The sequence below is a fragment of the Pseudomonas serbica genome (assembly GCF_028823535.1).
Classification (GTDB): domain Bacteria; phylum Pseudomonadota; class Gammaproteobacteria; order Pseudomonadales; family Pseudomonadaceae; genus Aquipseudomonas; species Aquipseudomonas serbica.
The window spans coordinates 138740-155248 of record NZ_JAQIYM010000004.1 but is presented as its reverse complement, the minus strand read 5'-3'; the positions used below and the strand labels follow the sequence as shown (position 1 = coordinate 155248).

The 16509-nt window shown below is 60.3% G+C and carries 21 protein-coding genes; 16 read left to right on the top strand and 5 right to left on the bottom strand.

What is annotated here, in order from left to right; translation table 11 throughout:
• Window positions 1-62: 62 nt before the first annotated feature.
• From NQL71_RS07715 to NQL71_RS07695, 5 genes are all read left to right on the top strand, one after another.
• Window positions 63-668 carry a LemA family protein gene (locus tag NQL71_RS07715; RefSeq protein ID WP_274642491.1) on the top strand — a complete coding sequence of 202 codons (606 nt, stop codon included), beginning with the start codon at window positions 63-65 and terminating at the stop codon, window positions 666-668.
• 61 nt (window positions 669-729) lie between these two features.
• The gene (locus NQL71_RS07710; RefSeq protein WP_248686107.1) at window positions 730-1479 is read left to right on the top strand and encodes a TPM domain-containing protein; all 750 of its coding nucleotides are present in this window, start codon (window positions 730-732) and stop codon (window positions 1477-1479) included.
• Window positions 1480-1519: 40 nt separating this feature from the next.
• Entirely contained in the window at window positions 1520-2137 is a 618-nt protein-coding gene (locus NQL71_RS07705) for a TPM domain-containing protein (RefSeq protein ID WP_046816705.1), read from the top strand.
• A gap of 134 nt (window positions 2138-2271) precedes the next feature.
• Window positions 2272-2574, top strand: coding sequence for a helix-turn-helix domain-containing protein (locus NQL71_RS07700; protein ID WP_046816706.1), 303 nt, complete (start codon window positions 2272-2274; stop codon window positions 2572-2574).
• Entirely contained in the window at window positions 2561-2917 is a 357-nt protein-coding gene (locus NQL71_RS07695; protein WP_046816847.1) for a putative holin, read from the top strand. Before NQL71_RS07700 ends, NQL71_RS07695 begins: the two co-directional genes overlap by 14 nt.
• Before the next feature lie 78 nt (window positions 2918-2995).
• Here NQL71_RS07695 and NQL71_RS07690 read toward each other — a convergent pair whose 3' ends face one another.
• On the bottom strand, window positions 2996-3424 hold the full coding sequence (locus tag NQL71_RS07690; protein WP_235431831.1) for a helix-turn-helix domain-containing protein: 429 nt from the start codon (window positions 3422-3424) through the stop codon (window positions 2996-2998).
• Window positions 3425-3724: 300 nt separating this feature from the next.
• Between NQL71_RS07690 and NQL71_RS07685 the strand changes: the two genes are divergently transcribed.
• From NQL71_RS07685 to NQL71_RS07675, 3 genes are all read left to right on the top strand, one after another.
• A complete protein-coding gene (locus tag NQL71_RS07685) occupies window positions 3725-3994 on the top strand; it encodes an Ogr/Delta-like zinc finger protein (protein ID WP_046816707.1) in 270 nt (89 codons plus the stop codon).
• A gap of 2 nt (window positions 3995-3996) precedes the next feature.
• A complete protein-coding gene (locus NQL71_RS07680; protein ID WP_046816708.1) occupies window positions 3997-4359 on the top strand; it encodes a hypothetical protein in 363 nt (120 codons plus the stop codon).
• Between the two features lie 131 nt (window positions 4360-4490).
• Window positions 4491-5705, top strand: a complete 1215-nt coding sequence (locus NQL71_RS07675; RefSeq protein WP_077184233.1) for a class I SAM-dependent methyltransferase — start codon at window positions 4491-4493, stop codon at window positions 5703-5705.
• A gap of 10 nt (window positions 5706-5715) precedes the next feature.
• On the opposite strand, the gene NQL71_RS07670 is transcribed toward NQL71_RS07675, so the two are convergent.
• Window positions 5716-6606 (bottom strand): DMT family transporter, encoded by an 891-nt coding sequence (locus NQL71_RS07670; protein WP_046816710.1) that lies wholly within the window; start codon window positions 6604-6606, stop codon window positions 5716-5718.
• A gap of 211 nt (window positions 6607-6817) precedes the next feature.
• Here NQL71_RS07670 and NQL71_RS07665 point away from each other — a divergent pair, with 211 nt between their 5' ends.
• The 3 genes from NQL71_RS07665 to NQL71_RS07655 all read left to right on the top strand — a co-directional run bounded on the left by NQL71_RS07665 (window position 6818) and on the right by NQL71_RS07655 (window position 8137).
• Entirely contained in the window at window positions 6818-7399 is a 582-nt protein-coding gene (locus tag NQL71_RS07665; protein WP_077184231.1) for a DJ-1/PfpI family protein, read from the top strand.
• Between the two features lie 14 nt (window positions 7400-7413).
• A complete protein-coding gene (locus NQL71_RS07660; RefSeq protein ID WP_274642490.1) occupies window positions 7414-7719 on the top strand; it encodes a ribbon-helix-helix domain-containing protein in 306 nt (101 codons plus the stop codon).
• A 73-nt stretch (window positions 7720-7792) separates the two neighbouring features.
• Complete coding sequence (locus NQL71_RS07655; protein ID WP_046816713.1) at window positions 7793-8137, top strand: YegP family protein; 345 nt, start codon at window positions 7793-7795, stop codon at window positions 8135-8137.
• 127 nt (window positions 8138-8264) lie between these two features.
• Here NQL71_RS07655 and NQL71_RS07650 read toward each other — a convergent pair whose 3' ends face one another.
• Window positions 8265-9152 carry a dihydrodipicolinate synthase family protein gene (locus NQL71_RS07650; RefSeq protein WP_046816714.1) on the bottom strand — a complete coding sequence of 296 codons (888 nt, stop codon included), beginning with the start codon at window positions 9150-9152 and terminating at the stop codon, window positions 8265-8267.
• 29 nt (window positions 9153-9181) lie between these two features.
• Window positions 9182-9964: an aldolase gene (locus NQL71_RS07645; RefSeq protein WP_166622113.1), complete on the bottom strand. Its 783-nt coding sequence runs from the start codon at window positions 9962-9964 to the stop codon at window positions 9182-9184.
• A 112-nt stretch (window positions 9965-10076) separates the two neighbouring features.
• Between NQL71_RS07645 and NQL71_RS07640 the strand changes: the two genes are divergently transcribed.
• On the top strand, window positions 10077-10619 hold the full coding sequence (locus NQL71_RS07640) for a helix-turn-helix domain-containing protein (RefSeq protein WP_046816716.1): 543 nt from the start codon (window positions 10077-10079) through the stop codon (window positions 10617-10619).
• Between the two features lie 88 nt (window positions 10620-10707).
• On the opposite strand, the gene NQL71_RS07635 is transcribed toward NQL71_RS07640, so the two are convergent.
• Entirely contained in the window at window positions 10708-11727 is a 1020-nt protein-coding gene (locus tag NQL71_RS07635) for a DUF4917 family protein (protein ID WP_166622114.1), read from the bottom strand.
• Between the two features lie 134 nt (window positions 11728-11861).
• Between NQL71_RS07635 and NQL71_RS07630 the strand changes: the two genes are divergently transcribed.
• The 4 genes from NQL71_RS07630 to NQL71_RS07615 all read left to right on the top strand — a co-directional run bounded on the left by NQL71_RS07630 (window position 11862) and on the right by NQL71_RS07615 (window position 16507).
• A complete protein-coding gene (locus NQL71_RS07630) occupies window positions 11862-12764 on the top strand; it encodes a LysR family transcriptional regulator (protein WP_248686111.1) in 903 nt (300 codons plus the stop codon).
• A 104-nt stretch (window positions 12765-12868) separates the two neighbouring features.
• Complete coding sequence (locus NQL71_RS07625) at window positions 12869-14062, top strand: CaiB/BaiF CoA transferase family protein (protein ID WP_248686112.1); 1194 nt, start codon at window positions 12869-12871, stop codon at window positions 14060-14062.
• Window positions 14059-14985 (top strand): hydroxymethylglutaryl-CoA lyase, encoded by a 927-nt coding sequence (locus tag NQL71_RS07620; protein ID WP_077184223.1) that lies wholly within the window; start codon window positions 14059-14061, stop codon window positions 14983-14985. Before NQL71_RS07625 ends, NQL71_RS07620 begins: the two co-directional genes overlap by 4 nt.
• 190 nt (window positions 14986-15175) lie before the next feature.
• Complete coding sequence (locus NQL71_RS07615; protein ID WP_077184221.1) at window positions 15176-16507, top strand: MFS transporter; 1332 nt, start codon at window positions 15176-15178, stop codon at window positions 16505-16507.
• Window positions 16508-16509: the final 2 nt, after the last annotated feature.

The following is a 16509-nucleotide window of genomic DNA, read 5'->3' as shown; positions in this document are numbered from 1 at the left end:
AGAGCCGGCCGAGAGGGTCGCCGGTTGTTTTTTCCATGACATGTGAACGGAGCATCACTCTGATGAATGTACGACAGTCCTACCGGTCGAGCCTGCAAGTGGTCACGTTGCTGGTGCTGGTCACATTGCTGACCGCCTGTGGCATCAACAACATCCCGACCCTCGATGAACAGGCCAAGGCTGCCTGGGGCCAGGTGCAAAACCAGTATCAGCGGCGCGCCGACCTGATTCCCAACCTGGTGGAAACCGTCAAGGGCTACGCCGCGCATGAACAGGACACCCTGACGGCCGTGATCGAAGCCAGGGCCAAGGCCACCTCGATCCAGGTCGATGCCTCCACGCTCGACAACCCGGAAAAGCTCAAGCAGTACCAACAGGCCCAGGATCAGCTCAGCGGTGCCTTGAGCCGCCTGATGGTGGTGTCCGAGCGCTATCCGGACCTCAAGGCCAACCAGAACTTCCTTGCCCTGCAATCGCAGCTTGAAGGCACCGAGAACCGGATCAGCGTAGCCCGGCGTGACTTCATCCTGGCGGTGCAGAAATACAACACCGAGATCCGCACGTTCCCCGGTCGCCTGTGGCACACCGTGATGTACAGCAACCTTCCGGAACGCCAGACATTCGAGGCCACGCCCGGTTCGGAGAAGCCACCCGAGGTCAAATTCTGAATCCTTGATGGCAGATAAATGACCCCTGTAGGAGCTGCCGCAGGGACGTGCGAGGTTGCCAATGCGAGTGTTGAAGATCGGCCTGGTGGTGTTGCTGGGGCTGTTTGCCCTGGCGGTCCAGGCCCAATTGAAGTTCCCGGAACTGACCGGACGGGTGGTGGATAACGCCCAGATGATCGAGCCAGCAGTGCGCGAGCAGCTGGTTCAGCAGTTGCAGGCCCATGAAAAGACCACTGGCGAGCAATTGGTGGTGGTCACGCTCGCCAACCTGCAGGGCACCGATATCGCCGATTTTGGCTATCAACTGGGCCGCTACTGGGGTATCGGCCAGAAAGACAAGAACAACGGCGCGCTGCTGATTGTTGCCCGTGATGAGCGCAAACTGCGCATCGAAGTCGGCTATGGCCTGGAAGATCGCCTGACCGACGCCCAGAGTTCGGTGATCATCCACCAGGTCATCACCCCGGCGTTCAAGGCTGGCAATTACAGCAAGGGCATCAGCGACGGGGTGGCAGCGATGCTGGTGGTGCTGGGCGGCAATCCCCTGGACGAGCCCTCGACGGTCTATGAGTCCAGCGGCGATCCGGGAGACGATTTCGTCTCGCGGCACCCGGGGTTGTTCGTGTTCCTGGTGTTGTTGTTCATCCTGACAGTATTTGTTTGCCAGATGCTCGGTATCCTTCCCTCCGGTCGTGGGGGCTCCGGTGGTTCCGGTGGCGGTTTTGGTGGCGGCGGATTTGGCGGTGGCGGCGGTGGATTCAGCGGCGGCGGGGGCAGTTTCGGTGGCGGCGGTTCGTCGGGCGGCTGGTAATGACTCGGCAGAAAAACTATAGCGAGCAGGCATTCAACACATGGCATTACTGACTGAACACGAACAACGCAAGGTGGCCGAGGCGATTGCCCGGGTCGAGCGCGACACCGACGCGGAGCTGGTCACCGTGCTCGCGGCCCGGGCCGATGACTACGTGTACATCCCGCTGCTCTGGGCCAGCCTGCTGGCATTGGTGGTGCCGGGGATCGTGCATTACCTGACGGGCTGGCTGACCTTGCACAGCCTGCTGCTGGTGCAATGGATCACCTTCATCGTGCTGTGCCTGGTATTGCGGTTACCGAAAATCACCACGCACCTGGTTCCTCGTTCGGTACGCCACTGGCGCGCCTCGAACCTGGCGCGCCGGCAATTCCTCGAACAGAACCTGCACCATACGGTCGGCAGCACCGGCATCCTGATTTTCGTCTCTGAAGCCGAGCGCTATGTGGAAATCCTGGTGGATGAGGGTATTTCCAGTCGGCTGGACAACAGCCATTGGGACGCGATTGTCGCGGCGTTCACCCGGCAGGTGCGACAGGGCCAGACGTTGCAGGGCTTCGTGGCCTGCGTCGAGGCGTGCGGCGAATTGCTCAAGGTGCACGTCCCGGTGACGCATGTACGCAACGAACTGCCTAACCGCCTGGTCGTGCTCAGCTAAGCGGGCCGTCGAACACTTTTGTAACGCCTGGCGGTACAACTGCGGCCGGTTGTCTGGCTGCTGCCCGGTCTTCAACATCTCCCTCCAACAGCGAACGCCCTGTGACGGGCGTTCTGACGTAGAGGGAGGTACTTATGTCAACGCATCGACCACTCGATTATTTCGCCGGTGCCGCGTCTGACGGCGCGGCAAATGAACCGCCGGTCCATCTGACGGCGAAAGAATCACAAGCCTTGATGTGGTGCTACAGGGGCAAGACTTCCTGGGAAATCGCCAGGATTCAGGATTGCTCGCCGACCACGATCAACTTTCACTTTTCCAATATTCGCCGCAAGTTTGCTGTCAGGTCCCGTCATGCTGCCTTGCTCAAAGCCATCGAGTCGGGCGTCATTTGCGTCGACAGCGTCGATGAGCGAGGTGGCCATGAACTTGTCTGATTCGGCCTATAACAGTATCAGTGGCCTGCTACTGGGATTGGGGATCGCGACGCTGCCTTCGATTGATGGCGAAGCGCTATTCGGTGCATCGCTCGGGGCGTGGCTGGTCATCACCACTCGTGCTGACTTCAAGACCTGGCAGCGTATCGGCTCCTGGTTGCTGTCGGCGGGCGTTGGCTATCTGTTTACCCCTGTCGCGCTGCCGCTGGCACCTTTCCTGACCGAAGGGGTAACGGCATTTCTTTGCGCGCTGATCATTATTCCCATCAGCGTCAAGCTCATGCAGTGGGTCGACGGCGCTGGCCTGGGTGAAATCATTGAGCGCCTGAAAGGACGACGCTGATGGGTATCAACTTGTCATGAACACGTGCAGCGGGACATTGCGGGTGTGACGCGCCTTCAAGTAAGCGGCCATATGACACTATGTTTCGTTCGACTGTTGCAATGTCGACAGGATAGACGCCATCTCTGAAAGTTTGAGTTCCATTTCACGCAGGCGACGTTTTTCCTCCAGGGCATTTTGTATGGCGCAGCGATCTTCTTCACTAAGCAATCGCCACATGGAGAGAATTGTATCTTCCCGAGTGGCTGTTTCCTGACTGAGTTCCGAGGCATTAACAGCGGCGCTATGGCGCAGGATCGGACCTTCACCCAGCAGCAACCAGTCGAGCGAAACGCCGCGCGATTGAGCGATTTCTACGCATAATGAGTATGGCGTACTGTCACGACCCTTCCAGCTGCTAAGGGTCTGCGGGCTGACTTGTAGCGCAGAAGACAAGGAGGCATCGCTTTTGGTGCCGGTTATTTGCTTCAGTCGCGCTAAAACAGCTTGTGATTTTTTGCTACGCAATTTGAGCCTATTCCTTTTGACACATGCTGTTTGAGTGCTTAACGTATGCGCAATGAGTACTTTTTTTATTATGAATAATCATTTTTCAACTATGAGTCAGATGAATTTGATGTCGAAACTTCCTAATGGTAGCAGGGTGATTTCCTACATGTTTGGTTCTTACCCATTACGCCGTTGTTCATTGCACTTTCTTTTTTCGGGGGCGCGTTACTTGCAGTGCCGGGTGGCAGCGATCATCACATCAAGCAGTATTGCGTTTGATTATGTTGATTACCACCCGATGAACAGCAGGATCCAGGCATGAGTACTTACAAGATGGTTTGTCCACACTGCTTGAGCCGGATGCGCATCCGCACCAGCGAGGGCCGTCATATTTTCCTGCGGGTAGCGTACTTGCAATGCACGTCGGAAGCCTGCGGCTGGTCGGTACGGGCAGAGTTCGAGATGACCCACGAACTTTCACCCAGTGGAATGCCCAACCCCGCCGTGCACTTGCCTTTCGCCGGGCCCGATTTGCGGCGCGACGCGCGCCCGGTTGCGCCGCCGACCACGGCGTCGCCGGAGTCATGAATATGTCCACTACGGTTGAAGGCGAGGACCTGAACGAGCAATTGCTGGGCATTGCCCAGGCATTTCTGGCCCGACATGAAGGCGATGCGGTGGTTGATGATCAGGTGCTGTTCTGTCGTGCCGTAAAACACTTGCAAGGGATTGATGTACCGATGCACCTGGCGGAGCGACTGGTCAGCCACGCCTACGGGACGCTCAAGTCCTGCAACGATCGACGACGCCTGGACATGGGCGCAAGCTCCGAAACCGTCGCTGTCATCACTGACCCCGCCAATGGCCTGACGTGGGCGGTACCGGTGGGATTGATCGTCAGGTACGTGATCAATTCACCGGTCAATCGCAAACTTCGGCTGGTGGAGCCCTGACGCATCGGTGAATACAAGCAGGTCTGGGAGGAGTATTACCGGGCCTGCGAAAATAACCCCGTGCCCAAAACCCGCATCCCCCCTAAAATATCGGGCATTCTTCGTTTCGCACTGCCCGAGGCCGTTTTTCCATGTCCGTCACCGCCACTCCCGCCAGCCTCGCGCCGGACCATCACGCCCAGTTCATCGACCTGTTGCAATCGAGCCTCGACCAGAGCGCCTTTATCAAGCTGGTGCTGGCCAAGTACGTCGGCGATGAAGCGGACCTGCAGCGGATCATCATCAAGCCGGTGACGGTCAAGGCGCAGTCTTGCCTGTCCTTCGTCTATCGGTACAAGACCCGCGACATCACCAAGAATCTGCCATTGGTCGAAGGTGTGGCAGTCATCGCCGGTTTGTTGCCGGCGTCCTTCAAGAATGCGCATTTGTTGGCATTGACCGATGAAGCCCAGCTCGAATACGGCAAAAAGGGCAAGGCTTCGCTGTTCAAGAGCAAACCCCAGCAACTGCGCGAAGTGCCGACCGCTGGGCACAACCGTGAGAAACACCGTTTCCTTGATCTGGACCGGCCGTTTCTCGTCGACCTGGGCGTCACCAACAAGCAGCATGAACTGATCCCGGCGATGTCACGCAAGTGGAAGCAGATCAACAAGTTCATCGAAGTCTTCAGCCACGCGCTGACCTCGTCGCCATTGGCGCTGGACAGCCCGGTTCGGGTGGCGGACTTCGGGTCCGGCAAGGGTTACCTGACCTTCGCGATCCATGACTATCTGAGCAATACCCTGAAGGCCGAAGCGCAAGTGACTGGCGTCGAGTTGCGCGAAGACATGGTCACCTTGTGCAACACTGCCGCAGCCAAGCTTGAGCATCCCGGGCTGGTCTTCAGGTGCGGTGATGTACGCAGCGTGGCACCGAGCGAGCTGGATGTGATGATCGCGCTGCATGCCTGCGACATCGCCACCGACTATGCGATTCATACCGGCATTCGTTCCGGTGCCTCGATCATCATGTGCTCGCCGTGCTGTCACAAACAGATTCGCCTGCAAATCCAGAGCCCGGCATTGCTCAAGCCGATGCTGCAATACGGCTTGCACCTGGGGCAGCAGGCGGAAATGGTCACCGACAGCTTGCGCGCGCTATTCCTCGAAGCCTGCGGCTACGAGACCAAGGTGTTCGAGTTCATCTCGCTGGACCACACCAACAAGAACAAGATGATCCTGGCGGTCAAGCGCGCCGAGCCGGGTGATCCGGCCCAGCTGCTGGCGAAGATCGAAGAACTCAAGGCGTTCTACCACATCACCGAGCATTGCCTGGAAACCCTGTTGCGGGCTGACGGTTACCTCTGACCCCTCAGGTTTACGCGGTGGCAATGCGTGCGGGCTTGACCGCCGTCTTACGGCCCAACACGACGGTCACGATCACCCCGCCCGCAAACAGCCAGGTGATCGGCTCGACCTGTTCGCCAAAGAACAGTGCGGAAAAGCCGATGGTGAAGAAAATCTGCAGCAGCTGGATCTGGCTGACCCGGGCAATGCCACCGATGGCCAGCCCGGCATACCAGGCAAAAAAACCGATGAATTGCGAAAACAGCGAGACGTAGCCGAAGGCCCACCAGGTTTTCGCCGAAATCTCGCCCTGATGTTGCAACCCAAGGTACAGCACCGGCCCGATCAACAGCGGCGTCGACAGCACCAGCGCCCAGCAGATCACTTGCCAGCCGCCCATTTCCCTGGCCAGGCGGCCACCCTCGGCGTAGCCCAGGCCGCCCACCGCAATTGCCCCCAGCATCAACAAGTCTCCGGCCTGAATGCTGCCGGCCCCGCTGATCAGTGCATAACCGAGCACCAGGGCACTGCCCAGCGCGGCGCAGGCCCAGAAGGCTTTCGACGGCCGTTCATGGGACAGCCACGCGGCGTACAGCGCCACGCACAGGGGCTGCAAGCCATTGACCAAGGCGCCATGGGACGCCGGCAAGGTTTGCATGGCCCAGGCGGACAGCACCGGGAACCCGAGGATCACCCCGGCAATGACCAGCGTCAGGCCTTTGACCTGCTTCCAGGTGGGCCACTTCTCACGCCGCCACAGCAACAGCAAAGCCGCGGGAATCGCCGCGAACAGTGCCCGACCCAGGCCATTGAGCAGTGGATGCATTTCCTGCACGACGATGCGTGTGAAGGGCAGGGTAAGGCTGAAGATCACAACGCCGAGCAGGCCCAGGGCCATGCCGGTGTTTTCGCGGGAGGTCATGATGGCAACCAGAATCGTGGAGGGTGAGAGATGCCTTCATCTAGCCATAAACCGCGGCGTCTGCGCTGCTACAGCTGGGCGCAGAGTTATGCGTACAGTTGGAAGCAAAGCTCTCAACGTAGGAGTTCGGTGTAGTAGCAGGTTATTACCCACCCCAATGGATAAGGTCTATGTTGAATACTCCTACGCATTTTCCAGAGGAGTCCTCCCCATGGCGGCGAAAAAAATTCTGATGCTGGTCGGCGATTACGTCGAAGACTATGAAGTGATGGTGCCGTTCCAGGCTCTGTTGATGGTCGGTCACACGGTGCATGCCGTTTGCCCGGACAAGACCGCCGGCCAGACTGTACGCACCGCCATCCATGACTTCGAAGGCGACCAGACCTACAGCGAAAAACCCGGTCACCTGTTTGCCCTCAACTTCGATTTTGCCAAGGTCAGCGCGGCGGATTACGACGCGGTGGTGATCCCGGGCGGTCGTGCGCCGGAGTACTTGCGCCTGAACGAAAAGGTCCTGGAACTGGTGCGCGACTTCGACAAGGCCGGCAAGCCGATTGCCGCCGTGTGCCACGGCGCACAATTGCTCGCCGCCGCCGGGATTCTCGAAGGGCGTGAATGCAGCGCTTACCCGGCCTGTGCGCCAGAAGTGCGCCTGGCGGGCGGTACTTTTATCGATATCCCGGTGACGGATGGCCATGTTCAAGGCAATCTGGCGACGGCACCGGCCTGGCCTGCCCACCCGAACTGGCTGGCCGGTTTCCTCGGTCTGCTGGGCACCAAAATCACGCTGTAACGGGGGACCCGTCCATGTGCGAGCTGTACGTCAAAGCCGATCCGATCCTCTACGAATCGCGCTCCCGCTCGCTGCGCATCTGCGGGGTGGTCACCACCCTGCGCCTGGAGAATCAATTCTGGGACATCCTCAGCGAAATCGCCGAGACCGACGGCATGACCACCAATCAGCTGATCGCCAAGCTGTACGAAGAGGTCATGGACTACCGCGGCGAGGTGGTCAATTTTGCTTCGTTCCTGCGGGTGAGTTGTACGCGGTATCTCAGTCAGCGGCGGACCCAGGCGCCGGAGTTGTCGGTGGTGCGGGCGGTGGTGAAGTAGCACAGGCGACAAAAATCCTGGCCTGGTCTTTACTCTGAAGCGCGCAACCTTCCAATCGCCAAGGAGAAAGAGCATGTCTGGATGGTACGAAGTGAGCAAGAGCAGCAGTGGTCAGTTCAAGTTTGTGCTGAAGGCGGCGAACGCCGAAACCATTCTGACCAGCGAGTTGTACACCACCCGCGCCGCCGCCGACAAAGGCATAACGTCGGTCCAGGCCAACAGCCCGCTCGATGAGCGCTACGAGAAGAAAACCACCAAGGACGGCCATCCCTATTTCAATCTCAAGGCGGGTAACCACGAGATTATCGGCAGCAGTGAGTCCTATTCCTCCGATGCCGCGATGGAAAAAGGCATTGCCAGTGTTAAGGCGAACGGCCCTTCCAAGGTGATCAAGGACAAAACCCTTCCTGTGCTCTGAAAACACCGACGAGCTAATGTGGGAGCGGGCTTGCTCGCGAATGCGGAATACCAGTCACATTCATGTTGCCTGGCACTCCGCTTTCGCGAGCAAGCCGCTCCCACATTTGTTTATGTGAATCCCAAGGTCAGCGCAGGGCGTTCAGCAGGCCTTGCAGTTGGCTAATACCCGCCTCGTCCAACGGGAACACCGGCAACCGCGGATCGCCCACCTCCAGCCCTGTCTCCCGCAAACCCGCCTTGATCGTCGCCGGCAACCCCCCCTTGAGAATGAAGTCCAGCAATGGCAACTGGCGATAGAACAGTTCACGTGCCTTGTTCAGGTCGTTGGCCAGCACGGCGTCGTACAGGTCGAGATTGAGCTGCGGGATCAGGTTTGGCGCCGCGGTGCACCAGCCTTTTGCCCCGGCCGCGAAGGCTTCCAGCGCCAACGGGTTGCAACCGTTGTAGAAGGGCACCTGACCTTCGCCCAGTAATTGCAGTCGATGCATGCGCTGGATGTCGCCAGTGCTCTCCTTGACCATGGTCACGTTTTCCACGGCCTTGACGATGCGCAGGATCAGGTCCACCGACATGTCGGTACCGCTGGTGGCCGGGTTGTTGTAGAGCATGATCGGCACGCCGATGCTGTCGCCGATGGCGCGGTAATGGGTGAGTATCTGCGCTTCGCTGAGTTTCCAGTATGACGTCGGCAGCACCATCACCACGTCGGCGCCATGGGCTTCAGCGAAACGGGCGCGACGTATCGCTTTGGCGGTGGTCAGGTCGGACACGCTGACGATGGTCGGCACACGCCTGGCCACGTGCCTGATACTGAATTCGGCAACCTGGTCCCACTCCGCATCGCTCAGGTAAGCGCCTTCGCCAGTGCTGCCCAGGGGCGCGATGGAATGCACGCCGCCGTCGATCAAGCGGTCGATGGAGCGTCCGAGCGCGTCCAGGTCAATGTCTTCGCCATCGGCGGTAAAAGGGGTGATGGTATAGCCGATGATGCCGTGAATGTTTGCAGTGGACATGGGTCTCTCCGTACAAAAAAGGTCTGGGTTCAGTTCAGGCAATCGGCGTGTCGACGCAGGTTCTGCCGGGCGTAGTAGTTGAACGCGGCGGCGTGGCGCTTGGGCCGGGCAATCCAGTCATGGGCTTCGCGGCCCAGCTCGGGAATGATCGGCTTGATCGTTCCGGCACTCATCGCCAGCAGCTGCAGCCTGGCGGCGCGTTCGATCAGTTGGGCGATCACACAGGCCTCCTCGATGGTGGTGCCGGTGGACAACTGGCCGTGGTGGGAAAGCAGGATCGCCCGCTTGTCACCCAGGGCACCGGCAATCAATTCACCCTCTTCATTGCCCACCGGTACGCCCGGCCAGCCTTCGAGAAACGCGCAGTCGTCGTAGAGCGGGCAGAGGTCCATGTGGGAAATCTGCAGTGGCACCTCCAGCATCGATAACGCCGCGACGTGGGTCGGGTGGGTGTGGATGATGCAGTTCACATCCGGGCGGGCGCGGTACACCCAGCTGTGGAAGCGGTTAGCCGGATTGGGCATGCCGTGGCCTTCGAGCACGTCCAGGTCTTCGTTGACCAACAGCAGGTTGCCCGCAGTGATTTCGTCGAAACCCAGGCCCAGTTGTTGAGTGTAATAGGTGCCAGGCTGTGGGCCGCGGGCGGTGATTTGCCCGGCCAGGCCAGCGTCATGGCCATTCTCGAACAGAATGCGGCAGGTCAGGGCCAGCTTTTGCCGGTCGGTCCACGTATTATCCGCGAGGGTGTTTTGCATCTGGGTCAGCGCTTGCTTGACCAGTTGATCTTTGGGCAGTGCTAATGTCGTGGCCATATCGGTGTCCTCTTTGGCTGGGTCATGCAGATGACACGAAAGATGCTATATGACACTTTGTGTCATGAGCAAGGACAATTCGTCACCATCCTTGATGGATTAATCGCTCTACATGTCTATCCGTTTGAAATTATTGAGAAAAAAACTTGGCGTGACCCTTGAAGAATTGGCGGAAAAGTCCGGCATGACCAAGAGTTATCTGTCAAAAGTCGAACGCGGCCTGAACACACCGTCGATCGCGGCCGCGTTGAAACTGGCCAAGGCACTGAACGTGAAGGTCGAGGAGCTGTTTTCCGAAGACAAGGTCAGCCTCGACAGCTATAGCCTGGTACGCAGCCATGAGCGCCAGCCCCTGGGGGCCAGCGCGGACAATCCGGGTTACGCGGTGCTGGCCCATCAGGTCAGCGAACGCAGCTTGCTGCCGTTCATCATTTATCCGCCGACAGAATTTACCGACAAAGCCTTCAAGGAACATTTGGGCGAAGAGTTTCTATTCGTTCACGAGGGGCAGGTGGAAGTGGATTTCGTCAACGAGCGGGTGCTGCTCAGCCGTGGTGATGCGCTGCACTTCAACTCACAGAAACCGCACCGTATACGCTCGGTGGGCGAGGTGCAGGCGCAGTTGCTGGTGGTGGTGCATAGCGCTGAAGAATGAGTCAGCTTTCCTCCCACAGGGATTTTGTGAACGTCGCAGGTTAACTGTGGGAGCGGGCTTGCTCGCGAAAGCGTCAAATCGGGCAATACTAGACTTCGACTGGAACCGTTAGCTTCGGGCTACCCAGCGCATGGCTCTTGGAATCAAAAAACCGCAACGCAACCCCCGTCCCCTCGAACACCTTCGCGTAATGCCGCTTCTGATGTTGGATGAACGCCTTGCTGCGCGGGTAGATCGAGATCGCCACCACCTTCGGTTTCGCCTGGCGCAGGGCGTGCACGATGTGGCTGTCTTGCTCGCCCAGGGCATGCCCGAAAATGCACAAGCTGTCGCCGTGGCCGAGCAACTGGTCGTAGCAGAACGACAGGTAATCGGAACTGCGGATGGTCTTGAGCTTGTCCGCGCTCGGTCCTTCGTTGATGAACAAGGGCACGTCGTCGAGGGTCTTGATCGTGTTGTTGATGGCGAAATTGCCCAGCAACGTGCCCTCGGTCGACATCAGTTTGCGCGCCGTGCCGTCCTGATTGCGCACCAGGTGCAGACCGCCGTGCAAGTACAGCAGGCGAGTTTTGTCGGTGGCGGTGACGCTCAGGTCGAAGGCCGGTTCAGCCCCCTGGAACAGATCGGTGATCGCCTCGGGTTGCTGCTGGATCGCCCAGTAGTTGAGCAAGTCGTAGTTGGTGGTGAACACGGTGCGATAGCGGGCCAGTTCCTGACTGATCGTCGCCAGGCTCGACGCCTCGACCAACCGCCACGGAATGTGTACCGCGTGCACGGTGTTGATCAGCGCTTCCTTGATCGCGTAGTAGCGATTGCGCGGCGCGGCGGAGCTGACGGCCAGGGCCTTGTTGACCCGGCTGGTGGTTTTCAGGGCGCTGAGCACCTGCTCGAAACTGCGGGTCTGCAGCGCCTCGAACACGCTCAGCTCGGACGGGCTGAGGGGTTTTTCCTCGACGGTGCGGGCGTTCTCGAACAGCGAGTCGTAGCCGAAGTCGTCCCACACCGCACGGCTGGCCCCATTGCCCACCAGCAGACCGTCGAACGCAGCGCTGGTGCGCAAGGCGTTCCAGTCTTCAAGTTGGGCATCGACATCCTGGAAATCGGTCATTGCGGTGGTCGTCTCGAAGCAAAAGGTCTGATGGGCGGCGACTTTATCATGGTCGGGCGCTTCAACCACGGCACGTCGCGGGCGAAGGGCGCTATGCTGCGATTTTCGTCCCAGCCGCCGTTGCCGAGTGTCCGATGCTGCAAAAAAGCCTGATCCGCCGTCTCGACCTGATCACCCTGCAACTGTTTGTCGCGGTCCACGAGGAGGGCACGCTGACCCGTGCCGCCGCGCGTGAGGCGATTGCGGTGTCGGCGGCGAGCAAGCGCTTGATGGAGCTGGAGGAGGCGCTGGGTATCAGCCTGTTCGTGCGTCAGGCCAAGGGCATGACGCTGACACCAGCGGGTGAAACCTTGCTGCACCACGCCCGGCAGATGTTGTTCAACGTCGAGAAAATGGGCCTGGAACTGGGTGAGCACAGCCACGGTGTGCGGGGCTATGTGCGGATGCTCGCCAATCTGTCGGCCATCATTCAGTTCCTGCCCGAAGACTTGCGGGATTTTTCCGAGCGTCATCCGCAGGTCAAGACCGATCTCGAGGAGCGGCCCAGTGCCGGGGTGATCCAGGGCGTCCTGGATGGCGTGGCGGATCTCGGCATCTGCTCCATCGACAGCGACATCAAGGGCCTGCACAGCGTGCTGTATCGCCAGGACAAACTGGTGGTGTTGATGCCGTCGCATCATCCATTGGCGGGCCGTTTGGGCCTGGCGTTCGCCGATACGCTGAACAGCGATTACGTCGGGTTGCACGCCGCCAGTTCGATCAACATGCGCACCCACGCCGCGGCGCGTGAGGCCGGCAAGGTCTTGCGGGTGCGGATCCATGTGCCGGGATTCGATGCCATGTGCCGCATGGTCCAGGCCAACATGGGGATTGGCGTGCTGCCGCAGCGGGCCTATGAATTGTTTGGTCGGGCCCTTGGGTTGGCGGCCGTGCCCTTGACCGATGAGTGGTCGGACCGCGCCTTGATCGTGGTGGTGCGTGATGAGGCATTGTTATCGCCAGTGAGCCGGATGTTGTTCGAGCATCTGCGCGGCTAGGACGTTCGCGTTTCGCGAACGCTCGTTGCCAACTGAAGGTTGGATTCCCACGCCCCCTGTCCTCTAGCCTTGGCCCATATTCCAAGAACAAGAGGTACCCCGCGATGACTGCCCCCTTGAGTGCGATCAAAGTGATCGAGATCGGCACGCTGATTGCCGCGCCGTTCGCCGCGCGCATGCTCGCCGAGTTCGGCGCCGAGGTGATCAAGATTGAAGCCATGGGCCAGGGTGATCCCCTGCGTAAATGGCGCAAGTTGCACCAGGGCACCTCGCTGTGGTGGTACCTGCAATCACGCAACAAGAAGTCCCTGGCGCTGAACCTCAAATCCGCCGAAGGCATCGAGCTGGTCAAGCAACTGGCGACAGGTGCCGACGTGCTGATCGAAAACCTGCGTCCCGGCGCACTGGAAAAACTCGGCCTCGGTTGGGACGTGTTGCATGCCCTCAACCCCAACCTGACCCTGGTGCGCATTTCCGGTTATGGCCAGACCGGTCCATACCGCGACCGTCCGGGTTTCGGTGCCATCGGCGAGGCCATGGGCGGCATCCGCTACACCACCGGCACCCCCGGTTCGCCACCGGCGCGGGTGGGCGTCAGCCTCGGCGATTCCCTGGCCTCGCTGCACGCCGTGATCGGCGCACTGATGTCGCTGCTGCGGGTGAAGACCGGGCAGGGCGGGGGACAGATCGTCGATGTGTCCCTGGCCGAAAGCGTGTTCAATGTCATGGAAAGCCTGGTTCCGGAATACGACATGCTCGGCCATGTGCGTGAGCGCAGCGGCGGTGCCTTGCCGGGCATCGCACCGTCCAACACTTACCTCACGGCCGATGGCGCCTACGTGGTGATCGCCGGCAACAGCGACCCGATCTACAAGCGACTGATGCAAACGATCGGCCGCGAGGATCTGGCCGACGCTCCCGAATTCGCGCATAACGATGGACGTGCGGCCAAGAGCAACCTGCTCGATGCGGCAATCACCCACTGGACCAGCAGCCTGCCGATCAACGACGTACTGGCGGCCCTGGAAGCCGCCGAAGTGCCGGCCGGACGTATCTATTCGGTGGCCGACATCGTTGCCGATCCGCATTATCAGGCGCGGGACATGCTGCTCAGTGCTGAACTGCCTGGCGGCGCCACGGTGAAGATGCCGGGCATCGTGCCGAAACTGTCGGAGACCCCGGGTGGCGTCAACTGGTCGGGCCCGGAGCTGGGCCAGCACACCGACGGCATCCTCGCGCAACTGGGTCTCACCGTGGCAGACATCGAACGCCTGAAAGTCGAAGGAGTGGTGCAATGATCACTGATTATTCCGAGCACCTGATCGTTCAGGAAGTCTCCCCGCGCGACGGCTTGCAGATCGAGCCGACCTGGGTGGAAACCGTCGACAAGATCGCGCTGATCGATCAACTGTCGCAGGCCGGTTTCAGCCGCATCGAGGCCGGTTCGTTCGTGTCGCCCAAGGCTATTCCGGCCTTGCGCGACGGTGAGTTGGTGTTCAAGGGCATCAGCCGCCAACCGGGGGTGATCTATGTCGCGTTGATCCCCAACCTGAAGGGCGCGCAACGGGCACTGGCCTGTAGCGCCGATGAACTGAATCTGGTGATGTCCGCCAGCCAGACCCACAACCTGGCGAACATGCGCATGCGTTGCGAAGACTCGTTGGCGGCGTTTGGCGAGATCGTCCAGTTCGTGCAGGGCTCGCCGGTGCGCCTGAACGCGAGTATCGCCACGACCTTTGGTTGCCCGTTCGAAGGCAGGATCGATGAGAACCGGGTGTTGCAGATCGTCGAGGCTTACCAGGAACTCGGCATCCAGGGCATCACCCTGGCCGATACCACCGGCATGGCCAATCCGCGGCAGGTCGACCGCTTGGTGCGGCGAGTGTTGCAGCGAGTATCGCCTGCGGACCTGACCTTGCATTTCCACAACACCCGGGGCCTGGGTCTGTGCAACGTGCTGGCCGCCTACGAGGCCGGTGCCCGACGTTTCGACGCGGCGCTCGGTGGTCTTGGCGGCTGCCCGTTTGCACCGGGCGCCTCGGGCAACATCTGCACTGAAGACCTGGTGAACCTGTGCGATGAGGTCGGCATTCACACCGGTATCGATTTGCCACTGTTGCTCAAGCTGTCCCGAGGCTTGCCGGCGCTGCTTGGCCACGAAGTGCCGGGACAACTGGCCAAGGCCGGACGCAATTGCGACCTGCACCCCGTGCCCTCCTGACTATACCCAAGCCCCCCTGTGGGAGCGGGCTTGCTCGCGAATACGGTCTGACATCCAGCAATGATGTCGACTGACACTCCGCCTTCGCGAGCAAGCCCGCTCCCACATTGGGGGGGCAGTTCACCGAACAGATCAACCAGACAACAAAAACAATCGGACACCCCAAGGGCAGTCCGCCTGGAGAACCACAATGAGCCTGAATGCACTGGAGGCCGGCGCGAGCCCGGCCGTTCACCACGATGAAGAAAAAGCCCTGGTCAGCAAGGTCGCCTGGCGCTTGATGCCGCTGATCATGGTTTGCTACCTGTTCGCGTTTTTCGACCGCATCAACATCAGCTTTGCCAAGTTTCAGCTGCAGACCGACCTGAGCCTGAGCGACACCGCCTACGGCCTCGGCGCCGGATTGTTCGTGGTCGGTTATGTGATTTTCGAAGTGCCAAGCAACATGATGCTGTACAAGGTCGGCGCCCGTCGCTGGATTGCCCGGATCATGATGTCCTGGGGCCTGGCCACCGCGCTCATGGTCTTCGTCAACAGCGAATGGCAGTTCTACACCCTGCGTTTCGTGATTGGTGCGATGGAAGCGGGTTTTGCCCCAGGCGTGCTGTATTACCTGACGCTGTGGTTCCCGCAGCACTATCGCGGGCGCATCACTTCGATGCTGTTCCTGTCGTCGGCCTTTGCCGGTCTGGTGGGCGCGCCGTTCTCCGGCCTGGTGCTGCAACACCTCGATGGCTTCATGGACATGCGCGGCTGGCACTGGCTGTTCCTGCTCGGTGGTGTGCCGTGCATCGGCCTCGGCTTGCTGGTGCTGACCTTGCTCAAGGACCGCATCGAAGACGCCCATTGGCTGACCCCGTCGGAAAAGACCCTGCTGGCCAGTCGCATCGCCCACCATGAACCGCACAAGAGCGGCGGCTCGCTGCTCGCCGCGCTGCGTATTCCGGGCTTCCTGACCCTCGGCCTGATCTACTTCCTGATCCAGGTGGCGTCCTACGGCCTGAACTTCTGGGCGCCGCAACTGATCCGTAGCGCGGGTACCGAGAGCCCGGTGATGATCGGCCTGCTGACGGCAGTCCCGTACATCTGCGGCGCCATCAGCATGGTGGTGATCGGGCGCTTGTCCGATGCCTCAGGCGAGCGGCGCAAGTTTGTCGCCGGCCTGGTCGCGGTCGGCGCGATCGGTTTCTTCTGTGCCGGGATCTTCGCCAACCACACCACCTTCCTGATCGTCGCCCTGGGCATGCTCGGCGCCGGCATCATCGCCTCCATCCCGAGCTTCTGGACCCTGCCGCCGAAACTGCTGGCCGGTGCCGGCGCCGGGGCGGCGGGCGGGATCGCGGTGATCAACACCCTGGGGCAGTTCGGCGGCATCGTCAGCCCGGTAATGGTCGGACGGATCAAGGACTTGACCGGCAGCACCACACCGGCGCTGTACGTCATTGGTGTCTGCGCGCTGATTGCCGTGGCGCTGTTGCTCTGGGGCCTGCCGCAGAAGTTGCGGACCCTCGACAAGTTTTAACG

What these genes read in the sequence shown, in the direction of transcription:
- NQL71_RS07710 (WP_248686107.1), top strand. Translation starts at nt 730, where the DNA reads ATGCGAGTGTTGAAGATCGGCCTGGTGGTGTTGCTGGGGCTGTTTGCC.
- NQL71_RS07650 (WP_046816714.1), bottom strand. Translation starts at nt 9,152, where the DNA reads ATGTCCACTGCAAACATTCACGGCATCATCGGCTATACCATCACCCCT.
- NQL71_RS07615 (WP_077184221.1), top strand. Translation starts at nt 15,176, where the DNA reads ATGAGCCTGAATGCACTGGAGGCCGGCGCGAGCCCGGCCGTTCACCAC.
- NQL71_RS07700 (WP_046816706.1), top strand. Translation starts at nt 2,272, where the DNA reads ATGTCAACGCATCGACCACTCGATTATTTCGCCGGTGCCGCGTCTGAC.
- NQL71_RS07675 (WP_077184233.1), top strand. Translation starts at nt 4,491, where the DNA reads ATGTCCGTCACCGCCACTCCCGCCAGCCTCGCGCCGGACCATCACGCC.
- NQL71_RS07645 (WP_166622113.1), bottom strand. Translation starts at nt 9,964, where the DNA reads ATGGCCACGACATTAGCACTGCCCAAAGATCAACTGGTCAAGCAAGCG.
- NQL71_RS07705 (WP_046816705.1), top strand. Translation starts at nt 1,520, where the DNA reads ATGGCATTACTGACTGAACACGAACAACGCAAGGTGGCCGAGGCGATT.
- NQL71_RS07695 (WP_046816847.1), top strand. Translation starts at nt 2,561, where the DNA reads ATGAACTTGTCTGATTCGGCCTATAACAGTATCAGTGGCCTGCTACTG.
- NQL71_RS07620 (WP_077184223.1), top strand. Translation starts at nt 14,059, where the DNA reads ATGATCACTGATTATTCCGAGCACCTGATCGTTCAGGAAGTCTCCCCG.
- NQL71_RS07680 (WP_046816708.1), top strand. Translation starts at nt 3,997, where the DNA reads ATGTCCACTACGGTTGAAGGCGAGGACCTGAACGAGCAATTGCTGGGC.
- NQL71_RS07625 (WP_248686112.1), top strand. Translation starts at nt 12,869, where the DNA reads ATGACTGCCCCCTTGAGTGCGATCAAAGTGATCGAGATCGGCACGCTG.
- NQL71_RS07640 (WP_046816716.1), top strand. Translation starts at nt 10,077, where the DNA reads ATGTCTATCCGTTTGAAATTATTGAGAAAAAAACTTGGCGTGACCCTT.
- NQL71_RS07670 (WP_046816710.1), bottom strand. Translation starts at nt 6,606, where the DNA reads ATGACCTCCCGCGAAAACACCGGCATGGCCCTGGGCCTGCTCGGCGTT.
- NQL71_RS07715 (WP_274642491.1), top strand. Translation starts at nt 63, where the DNA reads ATGAATGTACGACAGTCCTACCGGTCGAGCCTGCAAGTGGTCACGTTG.
- NQL71_RS07630 (WP_248686111.1), top strand. Translation starts at nt 11,862, where the DNA reads ATGCTGCAAAAAAGCCTGATCCGCCGTCTCGACCTGATCACCCTGCAA.
- NQL71_RS07655 (WP_046816713.1), top strand. Translation starts at nt 7,793, where the DNA reads ATGTCTGGATGGTACGAAGTGAGCAAGAGCAGCAGTGGTCAGTTCAAG.
- NQL71_RS07665 (WP_077184231.1), top strand. Translation starts at nt 6,818, where the DNA reads ATGGCGGCGAAAAAAATTCTGATGCTGGTCGGCGATTACGTCGAAGAC.
- NQL71_RS07685 (WP_046816707.1), top strand. Translation starts at nt 3,725, where the DNA reads ATGAGTACTTACAAGATGGTTTGTCCACACTGCTTGAGCCGGATGCGC.
- NQL71_RS07635 (WP_166622114.1), bottom strand. Translation starts at nt 11,727, where the DNA reads ATGACCGATTTCCAGGATGTCGATGCCCAACTTGAAGACTGGAACGCC.
- NQL71_RS07660 (WP_274642490.1), top strand. Translation starts at nt 7,414, where the DNA reads ATGTGCGAGCTGTACGTCAAAGCCGATCCGATCCTCTACGAATCGCGC.